At 58.0% G+C, this 14,003-nt stretch carries 12 protein-coding genes; 1 reads left to right on the top strand and 11 read right to left on the bottom strand.

Annotated features, from left to right (window positions below):
• Positions 1-15: 15 nt before the first annotated feature.
• From tpiA to rlmE, 5 genes are all read right to left on the bottom strand, one after another.
• A complete protein-coding gene (tpiA, locus tag ACIQU2_RS27355; RefSeq protein ID WP_347802329.1) occupies positions 16-771 on the bottom strand; it encodes a triose-phosphate isomerase in 756 nt (251 codons plus the stop codon).
• Positions 772-837: 66 nt separating this feature from the next.
• A complete protein-coding gene (glmM, locus tag ACIQU2_RS27350; protein WP_403145413.1) occupies positions 838-2,175 on the bottom strand; it encodes a phosphoglucosamine mutase in 1,338 nt (445 codons plus the stop codon).
• A gap of 16 nt (positions 2,176-2,191) precedes the next feature.
• Positions 2,192-3,043 carry a dihydropteroate synthase gene (gene folP / locus ACIQU2_RS27345; RefSeq protein ID WP_403145410.1) on the bottom strand — a complete coding sequence of 284 codons (852 nt, stop codon included), beginning with the start codon at positions 3,041-3,043 and terminating at the stop codon, positions 2,192-2,194.
• Positions 3,044-3,051: 8 nt separating this feature from the next.
• The gene (ftsH, locus tag ACIQU2_RS27340) at positions 3,052-4,962 is read right to left on the bottom strand and encodes an ATP-dependent zinc metalloprotease FtsH (RefSeq protein WP_403145408.1); all 1,911 of its coding nucleotides are present in this window, start codon (positions 4,960-4,962) and stop codon (positions 3,052-3,054) included.
• 202 nt (positions 4,963-5,164) lie between these two features.
• Positions 5,165-5,794 (bottom strand): 23S rRNA (uridine(2552)-2'-O)-methyltransferase RlmE, encoded by a 630-nt coding sequence (rlmE, locus tag ACIQU2_RS27335; protein WP_403145407.1) that lies wholly within the window; start codon positions 5,792-5,794, stop codon positions 5,165-5,167.
• A 101-nt stretch (positions 5,795-5,895) separates the two neighbouring features.
• Between rlmE and ACIQU2_RS27330 the strand changes: the two genes are divergently transcribed.
• Entirely contained in the window at positions 5,896-6,204 is a 309-nt protein-coding gene (locus tag ACIQU2_RS27330) for a YhbY family RNA-binding protein (protein WP_347802332.1), read from the top strand.
• Positions 6,205-6,213: 9 nt separating this feature from the next.
• Here the strand turns inward: ACIQU2_RS27330 and ACIQU2_RS27325 are convergent, their stop codons facing one another.
• From ACIQU2_RS27325 to dnaJ, 6 genes are all read right to left on the bottom strand, one after another.
• Positions 6,214-6,618 (bottom strand): hypothetical protein, encoded by a 405-nt coding sequence (locus ACIQU2_RS27325; RefSeq protein WP_008149032.1) that lies wholly within the window; start codon positions 6,616-6,618, stop codon positions 6,214-6,216.
• A 28-nt stretch (positions 6,619-6,646) separates the two neighbouring features.
• Positions 6,647-7,123 carry a transcription elongation factor GreA gene (gene greA / locus ACIQU2_RS27320; RefSeq protein WP_046045786.1) on the bottom strand — a complete coding sequence of 159 codons (477 nt, stop codon included), beginning with the start codon at positions 7,121-7,123 and terminating at the stop codon, positions 6,647-6,649.
• The gene (carB, locus tag ACIQU2_RS27315) at positions 7,120-10,341 is read right to left on the bottom strand and encodes a carbamoyl-phosphate synthase large subunit (protein ID WP_347802333.1); all 3,222 of its coding nucleotides are present in this window, start codon (positions 10,339-10,341) and stop codon (positions 7,120-7,122) included. The genes greA and carB overlap by 4 nt, the downstream gene beginning before the upstream one ends.
• 119 nt (positions 10,342-10,460) lie before the next feature.
• A complete protein-coding gene (carA, locus tag ACIQU2_RS27310) occupies positions 10,461-11,597 on the bottom strand; it encodes a glutamine-hydrolyzing carbamoyl-phosphate synthase small subunit (RefSeq protein WP_403145403.1) in 1,137 nt (378 codons plus the stop codon).
• A 259-nt stretch (positions 11,598-11,856) separates the two neighbouring features.
• On the bottom strand, positions 11,857-12,663 hold the full coding sequence (gene dapB, locus ACIQU2_RS27305; protein ID WP_403145400.1) for a 4-hydroxy-tetrahydrodipicolinate reductase: 807 nt from the start codon (positions 12,661-12,663) through the stop codon (positions 11,857-11,859).
• Between the two features lie 9 nt (positions 12,664-12,672).
• A complete protein-coding gene (gene dnaJ, locus ACIQU2_RS27300) occupies positions 12,673-13,797 on the bottom strand; it encodes a molecular chaperone DnaJ (protein ID WP_008149037.1) in 1,125 nt (374 codons plus the stop codon).
• Positions 13,798-14,003: the final 206 nt, after the last annotated feature.

Genomic DNA, 14,003 nt, shown 5'->3' with positions numbered 1-14,003 from the left:
GTTTCCAGAATTTTTTCAGTTTCCCGCGGCGCGACAAATCGCACCGAACTCATCTGCATTCAGGGACGCTCCACCAATGAGCCCCCCATCGATATCCGGCATGCCGAACAGTTCGACCGCATTGGCCGCCTTCACGCTGCCGCCGTATAGAAGCCGCACACCTTGCGCGACCTCAGAATTCTCTGCCGCCAACTGAGCGCGAATGGCTGCATGCACATCCTGCGCCTGTTGCGGCGAAGCAGTCAGCCCGGTACCAATAGCCCAGACCGGCTCGTAAGCGATTACTGCCTTTGCAAAAGCACCAACACCGAGCTCCTCTATAATACTGCCTAGCTGACGCCCGACAACCTCAAGAGTTTTTCCAGCTTCGCGCTCTTCAAGGGTTTCCCCTACGCACAACACCGGAATCAAGCCACATGCCTGTGCAGCCGCGAACTTGCGAATCAGCATTCCGTCCTGCTCACCCATTATCTGGCGGCGCTCGGAGTGCCCGACAAGCACAAAAGAACAGCCTGCATCCACCAACTGACTCGGCGCAACTTCACCGGTCAACGCACCTTGCATGGATTCCACCGCAGAGTTCTGCGCGCCGACCGAAATCGACTTTTCCTTCAAGCCATCAATCACTTGATTGATATGCAAGCAAGACGGGAATACCGCTACATCAACATCGCTCGGCAAGGCCAGATGACGAAGGCCATTGATCAGCTCAGCGACGCTGGCGCGGGTACCGTGCATCTTCCAGTTACCAGCTACCATAGGGCGACGCATGCTGTACCTCGTCGGTCAAAGTGGGCGCAGATGTTACCCAACACAATCATGGCTGGCAAGCCGAAATCAGGCAGAAACTTCAGTAACCAGTTTTGCCAGCTCTTCGGCGTAGCCGCGAACCTGTGTTTCGTCCTCGCCTTCGACCATGACCCGCACCAGCGGCTCCGTCCCGGACTTGCGCAACAGCACGCGCCCACGACCAGCCATAGCCTTGGTAACGCGCTCGCTTGCCTCCTTGACGGATGGATGATCAAGAGGGCTCGCACCACCGCCGAATCGTACATTGATCAACACCTGAGGGCACTTGCGCAGCGCCTGACGCGATTGCGCCAGCCCCTCGGAGCGGGTCTTCAGCGCCATCAATACCTGCAATGCGGCAATGATCGCGTCACCGGTGGTGGTGTGGTTGAAGCAGACAATGTGCCCCGAATTTTCACCACCCACCAGCCAATCGCGCTCCAGCAACTCGGAGATTACGTACCGGTCGCCAACATTGGCCCGCACAAAAGGAATTGCCAGATCCGCCAGGGCCAATTCCAACCCCAGGTTACTCATCAGCGTACCAACCACACCGCCTTGCAACTTACCCTGCTCATGCAGGTCGCGAGCAATGATAAACAGCAACTCATCACCGTCGACAACAGCACCGGTATGATCAACCATCTGAACCCGGTCACCATCACCGTCAAAGGCGATACCCAAATCAGCATGCTCGGCCAATACAGCGGCTTGCAGTGGCTCCATATGGGTCGAACCGCAATTTTCATTGATGTTCAGGCCGTTAGGATGAGCAGAAAGCACAACGACATCGGCCCCCAGCTCACGGAATACACTAGGCGCCACCTTGTAGGTCGCGCCGTGGGCGCAGTCGATCACGATCTTCAGGCCCGCGAAGCTGGTGCCCGTCGGGACGCTGCTTTTGCAGAATTCGATATAGCGGCCTGAAGCATCGTTGATGCGCGATACCTTGCCGATCTTGCTCGACTCAACCACCGTCATCGGGGTGTCGAGCAACTCTTCGATCATATGCTCGACTTCATCAGGAAGCTTGGTGCCCTTCCCGGAGAAAAACTTGATGCCATTGTCATCGTGAGGGTTGTGCGAGGCACTGATCACGATGCCCGCTTCGGCCTGGAAGGTACGCGTCAGGTAGGCGATGGCCGGTGTCGGCATCGGGCCCAGGAGCATGACATCGGCACCTGCCGAAGTAAGTCCGGCCTCGAGCGCAGATTCGAACATATAGCCGGAGATCCGAGTGTCTTTGCCCACCAATACCTTGCAAGCGCCCATTTTGCGGAACGCCATACCAGCAGCCCAGCCGAGCTTGAGCATGAAGTCAGGAGTAATCGGATATTCGCCGACCCGACCACGAATGCCGTCGGTGCCAAAGTATTTTTTAGTCATAAGTGCTCCATCATTCTTATTCGGCTGATTCCACTGCGGCGATCATCCGCACTACATCGACGGTTTCGGCCACATCATGGACGCGCAATATACGCGCCCCCTTGACCGAAGCCAGCGCTGCAAGCGCCAGTCCACCATACAGACGCTCGCCAACTGGACGATTCAATGCCTGACCTATCATGCTCTTTCGCGAGACCCCGACCAACAGGGGCCGCCCCAAGGCATGCAGGGCCTCCATATGCTTGAACAAGCTTAGATTGTGCTGCAAGGTTTTTGCAAAGCCAAAGCCCGGATCAAGGATGATCCGGTCCGCTGTAATTCCTACCGACGCACACTGAGCCATGCGCTCGGCGAGAAACTCGCCCACCTCTTTCGTGACGTCCTGATACTGCGGATTGTCCTGCATGTCGCCCGGTTCACCGAGCATATGCATCAGACAGATCGGCAGGCCAGTGGCCGCAGCCGCATCCAGAGCGCCATCGCGCCGCAGAGAGCGCACGTCATTGATCAACCCCGCGCCAAGTCGTGCGGCTTCGCGCATGACAGCTGGGGTGGATGTGTCGACCGAGATAATTACATCCAGCTCGCGGTATATTCGCTCGACGATCGGAGCTACGCGTTCAAGCTCTTCCAGCGGTGAAACAACCCTGGCACCCGGCCGGGTCGATTCGCCACCGACATCAATCAACGTCGCGCCGGCCGCCACCATGGCCTCAGCGTGGCGCAAGGCCGCATCGAGCTGGCTATATTGGCCGCCATCAGAGAAGGAATCGGGAGTGACATTGAGAATACCCATGACCTGCGTCAGGGCCAAATCAAGAACCCGATTGCCGCAAGGCAACCGGGTCGAAGACTGAACAGAAGTCATTTCAAACCTTAAACGTCAGCAGCCGGACCGCCGATCGGTGTTTCCGGGCGCGGATCCTGCGCCACCGGAGGAGTTCCGGAGGTACCGGTGCCGCCTGACCAGTCGCGAGGTTCACGAGGCGTACGACCCGCCATGATGTCGTCGATCTGATCAGCGTCGATCGTTTCGTACTTCATCAAGGCATCAGCCATGGCGTCGAGCTTGTCACGGTTATCGGTGAGGATCTGCTTGGCCGTGCCGTAGCACTGATCGATGATGCTGCGCACTTCGGAGTCGATCAACTTGGCTGTTTCACCGGAGAAACTTGCACCCTGACCGCCACCGCCGCGGCCGAGGAACACTTCGCCCTCTTCTTCTGCGTACATCAACGGGCCGAGTTTTTCCGACAAGCCCCACTTGGTTACCATGTTCCGTGCAATCTGGCTGGCACGCATGATGTCGTTTGACGCACCGGTGGTGACGCCGTCGAAGCCCAAGGTCATTTCTTCAGCAATACGGCCGCCGTACAACGAGCAGATTTGACTGATCAATGCACGCTTGGACAGGCTGTAGCGATCTTCTTCCGGCAGAAACATGGTCACACCCAGCGCACGACCGCGCGGGATGATCGACACCTTGTAGACCGGATCATGCTCAGGCACGACGCGCCCAACAATAGCGTGACCTGCCTCGTGGTAAGCGGTGTTCTGCTTCTCTTTTTCGGACATGACCATGGATTTGCGCTCGGCGCCCATCATGATCTTGTCTTTGGCCAATTCGAACTCTTTCATTTCGACGATGCGCTTGCCGGCACGGGCCGCGAACAACGACGCTTCGTTCACCAGGTTAGCCAGGTCGGCACCGGAGAAACCAGGGGTACCACGAGCGATCACAGCCGGAGCGACGTCGTCACCCATTGGCACTTTTCGCATGTGAACCTTGAGAATCTGCTCGCGACCACGGATATCCGGCAGACCGACGACAACCTGACGGTCGAAACGGCCCGGACGCAGCAACGCAGGGTCCAGTACGTCCGGACGGTTGGTTGCAGCAATGACGATAATGCCGTCATTCATTTCAAAGCCGTCCATCTCTACCAGCAACTGGTTGAGAGTCTGCTCGCGCTCGTCGTGACCGCCACCCATGCCGGCGCCACGGTGGCGACCGACGGCGTCGATTTCATCGATGAAGATGATGCATGGCGCGTGTTTCTTGGCCTGTTCAAACATGTCGCGAACACGGCTGGCACCGACACCGACGAACATTTCGACGAAGTCGGAACCGGAAATGGTGAAGAACGGCACTTTGGCTTCGCCGGCAATCGCCTTGGCCAGCAAGGTTTTACCGGTACCAGGAGGACCCACCATCAGCACGCCGCGAGGAATGCGACCGCCCAGACGCTGGAATTTGCCCGGATCACGCAGGAACTCGACCAACTCACCGACTTCTTCCTTGGCTTCGTCACAACCGGCAACGTCACCCAAGGTGGTTTTCACCTGATCCTCGGAGAGCAGGCGCGCCTTGCTCTTGCCGAAGCTCATTGGCCCGCCCTTACCACCGGCGCCGCCCTGCATCTGCCGCATGAAGAACATGAACACGGCGATGATCACCAGGATCGGGAAGCTTGCGACCAGGAGTTGAGTCCAGATGCTTTGCTGCTCAGGCTGCTTGCCTTCGACTACGACGTGGTTGTCCACGAGGTCGCCGATCAGACCGTTGTCCTGAATTGCCGGACGAATGGTCTTGAAGCTGTCGCCATCGTTGCGTTTGCCGGTAATCACGTAGCCGTCAACCGCTACGCGCTCGACCTTTCCATCCTTGACCTGCTGGATGAAGTCGGAATAGTTGAGGGTCTGCGGCAAGATATGCAAGAAGAAGATGAACATCACTGTAACAATCACAGCCCCCATTATCAAACACATGATCAGATTCTTTGCCATATCGATCAATTAACTACCCTCTGAAGCAAGCTCCGCTAATGGCGCGCGCTTCGCATGATATTCACCGGCCTAACTTACTACATTACAGACGGCTCTGGCAGGCGCCGTCTGTAACCCTTTGTGAAACACTTTCTACACAATATTCGCTAATGCTCACGGGGCGAAATACGAAAAACCTATCGCCCCGCAAAAAAACCTCGATTTACTCACTACGGCCGCGGTAGCCCCAAGCCAGCATGTATTGCTCGCGAGAACTGCCACGGGAAGAGTCCGGCTTGATCATCTGGACCTTGTCGAATTTCTGACGAGCGTCCTTCACGTAAGCATCAAACCCTTCGCCCTGAAACACCTTGATCACGAAATTACCACCCGTCTTGAGTATCCGAGCCGCCAGATCAAGAGCCAGCTCACATAGAAACATGGCTTTTGGCATGTCCACCTCAGGCGTACCACTCATATTGGGGGCCATATCGGAAATCACAAGGTCCACCTGCGAATTACCCACGGCTTCAAGGATCTGAGCGAGCACTTCGTCCTGGGTGAAGTCACCCTGGATGAAAGTCACGTCCGGAATGCTGTCCATTTCCAAGATGTCCGAGGCGATCAGACGCCCCTGACCACCGATCAGCCGACTAGTGACCTGCGACCAGCCGCCGGGCGCCGCACCCAGGTCGACAACGCTCATACCCGGACGGATCAGCTTGTATTTCTCCTGGACCTCCAGAAGCTTGTAACTCGCACGCGAGCGGTAACCATCCTTCTGCGCCTGCTTCACATATGGATCATTGACATGTCTTTTCAGCCAACCAAGGCTTGTCTTGGAACGCGCCATTGGGCACCTCGATGATAAGGGTCGTGATTAATTGGGCGGATCCACGAACCCTCGGGTAAAATGGCCGCCATTTTACAGAATCCAGACTAAAGGGTCAGATTATGCCGCTCACTCAAGAGCAGAAGAAACAGTACAAATCCATTGGCCACCATCTGAAACCAGTTTTGACTGTGGCTGACAACGGTTTGACTGAAGGTGTGTTAGCCGAACTTGAACGCGCTTTGGCGGATCACGAGCTGATTAAAATCAAGCTCAACATCCTCGATCGCGAGTCGCGCCTGGCGAACATTGCAGAACTGTGCAAGGTCGGCAAAGCGGACCTGGTTCAGATCATCGGCAAGATGGCACTGATTTACCGCAAGAACTTCAGCGTCAACAAGCAGCTGTCGAACGTTCATCGCTTCAAGTGATGACAAGGGTCAAGGGTGTGCTTCGCGCACCCTGCCACTCCATCCAGGCACCGGCTGCAACACCAGCACCAGCCCGGAAAAGCCCAGAACAAGATAGCTGAACACCTGCCAACGCACGGCATCCGGCCAGCCGATACGCACCGCGACATACATCGCACACGCATACAGCGCCATCATCAGCAGTTGCCCGCGAATATCGCGCCATAGACTGGCAAGGCCCTCGGCCTGAACCAGCACCAAAGCCTGAAAAATCACACACGCTGCGGCGAACCCCACCATCAGCGCATCAAGCATGCCTGCGATTTCGTCGATCAGCAGCGGTGCCAGGCCAATTTTGCCCAGCACCGGCAGCAGACCGATGTGCAACAGCCACAGACCACCAACCCACAACATCTGAGTCAGTTGCCAAAGCATGGCGCCCGCACGTAGCGGGCGCCTGCGCTTAGATGTGGCGAACTTCGACAATCTCGTACTCGATAACGCCGCCAGGCGTTTTCACGGCAACCACATCACCCTCTTCCTTGGCAATCAAGGCGCGGGCCAATGGCGAGCCGACCGAAATCTTACCGAGCTTGAAGTCAGCCTCATCCTCACCAACGATGTGGTAAGTGACGCTTTCATCCGTCTCGACGTTGGCGATTTCGACGGTGGTGCCGAAGATCACTTTGCCAGTGTGAGGAATGGTCGTGACATCGATGATCACCGCGTTTTGCATGCGGCCTTCGATGTCGCGGATCCGCGCCTCGACCATACCCTGCTGCTCGCGAGCAGCGTGGTATTCGGCGTTTTCTTTCAAGTCACCCAACTCGCGGGCCGTACCGATGTCCTGGCTGAGCTTCGGACGGACGACCTTGGTCAGGTGAGCGTGTTCTTCTTCCAGGGCTTTAGCGCCCTTGACGGTCATTGGGTATTTGATCATGCCTTCAATCCTGCGTGTAGATCCTGCAAGCGGCGCACGGTCTTCTCGGGACCGAACTTCAGTGCTTCGCAGATAGCTTCGCCAGCAGCAATGGTAGTGGTGCAGTAAATCTTGTGCTGCAAGGCATTACGACGAATGGAGTACGAATCAGCGATCGACTGACGACCTTCGGTGGTGTTGATGATCAGGGTGACTTCGTCATTCTTGATCATGTCGACCACGTGCGGACGCCCCTCGGTCACCTTGTTCACACGACGCACTTTCAGGCCTGCGGCTTCGATCAGCTTGGCAGTACCGGCAGTGGCGACCACTTCGAAGCCCAAGTTGATCAGATCACGGGCCACGCCTGCAACCAGTGGCTTGTCGTCATCACGCACGCTGATGAACGCGGTGCCGCCAGTCGGCAGCACTTCGCTGGCGCCCATTTGGGCTTTGGCAAACGCTTCACCGAAGGTGTCACCCACGCCCATCACTTCACCGGTGGACTTCATCTCTGGGCCCAGGATCGGGTCCACGCCAGGGAATTTGGCGAATGGGAACACCGCCTCTTTCACACTGTAGAAGTTCGGAATGATTTCTTTGGTGAAGCCGATTTCCTTCAGGGTTTTACCGGCCATCACGCGAGCCGCAATCATTGCCAGGGAAACACCAATGCACTTCGACACGAACGGTACGGTACGGGAAGCGCGCGGGTTGACTTCGATGACGTAGATGTCTTCGCCTTGCAGCGCCAACTGAACGTTCATCAGGCCGACAACACCCAGTTCCAGGGCCATTTTCTTGACCTGTTCGCGCATCTCGTCCTGGATGTGCGCAGGCAGCGAGTACGGTGGCAGGGAGCACGCGGAGTCACCGGAGTGAACGCCGGCCTGCTCGATGTGCTGCATGATCGCGCCGATCACCACGTCGGTGCCGTCGCAGACCGCATCCACGTCCATTTCGATGGCGCAGTTGAGGAAGTGGTCGAGCAGCACCGGGCTGTCGTTGGACACTTTCACCGCATCACGCAGGTAGCGCTTGAGCTCTTCTTCTTCGTAAACGATTTCCATCGCGCGGCCGCCCAGAACGTAGGACGGACGAACCACCAGCGGATAACCGATCTTGGCAGCGGCACGAATCGCTTCGTCTTCGCTGCGCACGGTGGCGTTTGGCGGCTGACGCAGGTTCAGGCGCTCGACCATTTGCTGGAAGCGCTCACGGTCTTCGGCACGGTCGATGGCGTCAGGGCTGGTGCCGATGATCGGCACGCCTGCTTCTTCCAGGGCACGAGCCAGTTTCAACGGGGTTTGGCCGCCGTACTGGACGATCACGCCTTTCGGCTTCTCGACGCGGACGATTTCCAGTACGTCTTCCAGGGTCACTGGCTCGAAGTACAGGCGATCAGAGGTGTCGTAGTCGGTGGAAACGGTTTCCGGGTTGCAGTTGACCATGATGGTCTCGTAACCGTCGGCACGCAGAGCCAGCGCCGCGTGTACGCAGCAGTAGTCGAACTCGATGCCCTGGCCGATACGGTTAGGACCGCCGCCGAGAATCATGATTTTGTCGCGGCCCGACGGCGCAGCTTCGCACTCTTCCTCGTACGTCGAGTAGAGGTAAGCGGTGTCGGTGGCGAACTCGGCCGCGCAGGTGTCAACGCGCTTGTAGACCGGGAAAATCTCAAGCTTGTGACGGTGGCGACGCAGAGCCTTCTCGGTCACGCCCAGCAGCTTGGCCAGACGCATGTCGGAGAAGCCTTTGCGCTTGAGACGGAACATCAAGTTGCGGTCGATGCTGGCCAGACCCAGGGTCTTGACCTTCTCTTCTTCCTTGATCAGATCTTCGATCTGCACCAGGAACCACGGGTCGATCATGTTCATGCCGAAGATGTCTTCGACCGACAGACCGGCGCGGAACGCGTCAGCCACGTACCAGATACGCTCGGCGCCCGGCACGGTCAGTTCACGCTTGAGAATGCTCATGCTTTCCGGATTGCTCAGGTCGAGCTTCTCGTCCAGGCCGCAAACGCCCACTTCCAGACCACGCAGGGCTTTCTGCAGGGATTCCTGGAAAGTCCGGCCGATGGCCATGACTTCACCGACCGACTTCATTTGAGTGGTCAGGCGTGCGTCGGCTTTCGGGAATTTCTCGAAGGCGAAGCGTGGCAGCTTGGTCACGACGTAGTCGATGGACGGCTCGAAGGATGCAGGAGTAGCGCCGCCGGTGATTTCGTTCTGCAGCTCATCCAGGGTGTAGCCGATCGCCAGCTTGGCAGCGATACGCGCAATCGGGAAACCAGTGGCTTTCGAGGCCAGTGCCGAAGAGCGGGATACACGCGGGTTCATCTCGATCACGACCATGCGGCCAGTGTCCGGGCAGATGCCGAACTGGACATTGGAGCCGCCGGTTTCCACGCCAATCTCACGCAGTACCGCCAGGGAGGCGTTACGCATGATCTGGTATTCCTTGTCGGTCAGGGTCTGTGCTGGCGCAACAGTGATCGAGTCACCGGTGTGCACGCCCATCGGGTCAAAGTTTTCGATAGAGCAGACGATGATGCAGTTGTCCTTCTTATCACGGACAACCTCCATCTCGTATTCTTTCCAGCCGATCAGGGATTCGTCGATCAGCAGCTCTTTGGTCGGCGACAGGTCGAGGCCGCGGGCGCAGATTTCTTCGAACTCTTCACGGTTGTAAGCGATACCGCCACCAGTGCCGCCCATGGTGAAGGACGGACGGATGATGCACGGGAAGCCAAGCTTCTCAAGGACCACGTTGGCCTCTTCCATGCTGTGGGCGATACCCGAACGCGGGCAGTCCAGACCGATGGATTTCATCGCCTTGTCGAAGCGCGAACGGTCTTCTGCCTTGTCGATGGTGTCAGCGTTGGCACCGATCATCTCTACGCCGAACTTCTCCAGAACGCCTTCGCGCTCCAGATCCAGTGCGCAGTTCAGAGCGGTCTGGCCACCCATGGTCGGCAGCAACGCGTCCGGACGCTCTTTCTCGATGATCTTGGCAACGGTTTGCCACTTGATCGGCTCGATGTACGTGGCGTCAGCCATGTCCGGGTCGGTCATGATGGTCGCTGGGTTGGAGTTCACCAGGATGACGCGGTAACCCTCCTCGCGCAGGGCTTTACAGGCCTGGGCGCCGGAGTAGTCGAATTCGCAAGCCTGGCCGATCACGATCGGGCCAGCGCCGAGAATCAGGATGCTTTTAATGTCTGTACGTTTTGGCATGGGTTTGTCACTCAAATCCGCAGGTCAGTCGGCAAGCCGTCTTGTTCAATCTTTGAAGACCTGAGGGGGCCACCGTGTGTCGGGACCGCCCTCAAGCTTTGCTACATCAAGGCGAGCGATTAGCGTCGCTTGGCCATTTCGTTGATGAAGCGATCAAACAGAGGCGCTACGTCGTTCGGGCCAGGGCTGGCTTCAGGGTGACCCTGGAAGCTGAAGGCGCTCTTGTCGGTACGCTCGATCCCTTGCAGGGTGCCGTCGAACAGCGATTTGTGGATCGCCCGGACGTTGACTGGCAGGGTCGCTTCGTCTACCGCAAAACCGTGGTTCTGGCTGGTGATCATCACAACGCCGGTGTCCAGGTCCTGGACCGGGTGGTTGGCACCGTGGTGGCCGTGACCCATTTTCAGGGTCTTGGCGCCGGAGGCCAGGGCCAGCAGCTGGTGACCGAGGCAGATGCCGAATACCGGAATCTCGGTTTCGAGCACGTCCTTGATCGCCTGGATCGCGTAGTCGCAAGGCTCCGGGTCACCAGGACCGTTGGACAGGAACACGCCGTCCGGCTTCATGGCCAGAACGTCAGCGGCTGGGGTCTGGGCCGGCACCACGGTTACGCGGCAGCCGCGCTCGACCAGCATGCGCAGGATGTTCAGCTTGACGCCGTAGTCGTAGGCCACCACGTGGTGTGGCAGCTCGGACGCTTCGAGGGTCGCGTGGCTGTCGGTTTTCAGGTCCCAGACAGTCGAGCGCCACTCGTACTTCTCTTTGGTGCTGACGACTTTCGCCAGGTCCATGCCTTTGAGGCCAGGGAAACCCTGGGCAGCGGCGATGGCGGCTGCTTCGGAGATGTTGTCGCCGGCCATGATGCAGCCGTTCTGCGCGCCTTTCTCACGCAGGATGCGCGTCAGGCGGCGAGTGTCGATACCGGCGATTGCCACAACGTTGTTGGCTTTCAGGTAGTCGGACAGGGACATCGTGTTACGCCAGTTGCTCGCAACCAGTGGCAGGTCGCGAATCACCAGACCTGCAGACCATACGCGGTCGGACTCGGCGTCTTCCGGCGTGGTGCCGGTGTTGCCGATGTGCGGGTAAGTCAGGGTAACGATCTGTTGGGCGTAGGAAGGATCGGTAAGGATTTCCTGATAGCCGGTCATGGCAGTGTTAAACACCACCTCACCAACGGTTTGACCGTCGGCTCCAATGGCTTCGCCGCGAAAAATGCTGCCATCAGCAAGGGCGAGTATGGCTGGCTTAGTCAAGAAGACCTCCCGTAAATAAAGCCTGAAGGGGCAATCGCAGGTTGTAAAAAAGCGGAGTGACGTATGGACACGTCACCCCGCTTCTTCACCGAATAATTCTGCGCGCTTTTAGTGGACACACTAAAGCTGTAGCTTACAGAAAAAGGAATTTTTGGTCTACCGCCAATGAGCCTTAAAGGCCGGGGAATGCGACAGGACGTCGCTTGGCGTAATAAAACCGGGCCCAAACACTGTGTTGGAGCCCGATTTCGGGGGCATCTTAACGCAAGTCGAGCACGTCTTGCATGTCGTAAAGACCCGGCTCACGGCTATCCAGCCACAACGCAGCACGCACAGCGCCCTTGGCGAAGGTCATGCGACTGGACGCCTTGTGAGTGATCTCCAGTCGCTCACCCTCACAGGCGAACAGCACCGTATGATCGCCAACCACATCACCACCGCGAACAGTGGCAAAGCCGATCGTTTCACGCTCGCGAGCGCCGGTATGGCCTTCCCGACCATAGACCGCAACCTTCTGCAGATCACGATCCAAGGCGCTCGCGATGACTTCACCCATGCGCAGAGCCGTACCTGAAGGCGCATCGATCTTGTGCCGATGATGAGCCTCGATGATTTCGATATCCGCCTCATCACCCAGCACACGAGCAGCCATGTCGAGCAGCTTCAGCGACAGGTTTACACCGACACTGAAATTGGCTGCGAACACGATCGGAATATCCTTGCTGGCCTCGGCCAGCAGCTGCTTCTGCGCGGCGTCCAGCCCTGTCGTGCCGATCACCATGGCCTTGCCCGCCTTACGGCAGAACGCCAGGTTTTTCAGCATGACTTCCGGGAGCGTGAAGTCGATCAACACGTCGAACTCATCAGCCACCGCGTCCAGATTGCCGGACAGCGGCACACCGATACGCCCCAGCGAGGCCAGCTCACCGGCATCCACGCCAATCAGCGTGCTGCCGGGGCGTACGATGGCTGCCGTCAGCCCGGTCAGCGGCGCGCGTTGCTGCACCGCCTCGACCAGAATCTTGCCCATGCGCCCGGCAGCGCCCATCACAGCTATACGTCGCATGCCGACTCCTTACAAATCGCCGAAGAAGCGCTTCACGCCTTCGAACCAACCAGTGGTTTTAGGCGAATGGCTGTTGTCATCTGCCAGCGAGCTACGGAACTCTTCCAACAGTTCGCGCTGACGACGTCCCAGATTGACAGGGGTTTCGACCGCCACCCGGCACATCAAGTCACCAGCACCGCCGCCGCGCACTGGCGCAACGCCCTTGCCGCGAACACGGAACTGCTTGCCGGTCTGAGTTCCTTCAGGGATTTTCAGTTTGACTCGACCATCAAGGGTCGGAATCTCCAGCTCACCACCCAGCGCAGCATCGACAAAGCTGATTGGCACTTCGCAGAACAGGTGCTTGCCGTCGCGCTGGAAGATCGCGTGCTCACGCACGTTGATCACCACGTACAGGTCGCCAGTCGGGCCACCCTGAGCCCCCGCCTCGCCTTCGCCGGACAGACGAATGCGGTCACCGGTATCAACACCGGCCGGCACTTTCACCGAGAGGGTTTTGTACTCTTCGACACGACCTTGACCGTCGCACGAGTCGCACGGATCGGAAATGATCTTGCCCTGGCCATGGCAGCGCGGACATGTCTGCTGCACCGAGAAAAAGCCCTGCTGCATACGGACTTGACCGATACCACCACACGTCGGGCAAGTGATCGGTGAGGAACCTTTCTTGGCACCCGAACCGTCGCACGGCTTGCAGTTGACCAATGTCGGAACACGGATATTCACGGTCGTACCGCGCACCGCTTCTTCCAGATTCAGTTCCAGGGTGTAACGCAGGTCGCTGCCGCGCTGAGCGCCGCCACGAGAACCGCCGCGACCGCCGCCGAAGAAGTCACTGAAGACATCACCAAAGATGTCGGAGAAGTTCTGACCGCCAAACCCGGCACCGCCGCCGCCCATGCTTGGGTCGACACCGGCATGACCGTACTGGTCGTACGCCGCGCGCTTGCTGGAATCGGACAGCACCTCGTAGGCCTCGTTGGCCTCCTTGAACATATCTTCCGACGCTTTGTCATCGGGATTACGGTCCGGGTGGTGCTTCATTGCCAGGCGACGGTAGGCCTTTTTCAGGTCTGCTTCGCTTGAGCCACGCTCAACACCCAATACTTCGTAATAGTCACGCTTTGCCATAAGTCTTTGCACTCTTAAGGACGTTCGGCAAACCTCTCCTGAGCCTTGCCAAACTCGTTGAGCCCCAATACAGGCCCGGACCCAACTCACGTCAATTCAACGATCCTGGTCTTTGATTCGATGCGGTACTTTCGGCTCGAAAAGCAGGAGCATTTCCGGCCATACCGCCAACACACGAACCTTGTCGCATGCTGTAAAAATTCGCT

Source organism: Pseudomonas sp. NPDC098740 (assembly GCF_044760065.1).
GTDB lineage: Bacteria > Pseudomonadota > Gammaproteobacteria > Pseudomonadales > Pseudomonadaceae > Aquipseudomonas > Aquipseudomonas rossensis.
This window is presented reverse-complemented; position numbering and strand designations above follow the sequence as displayed.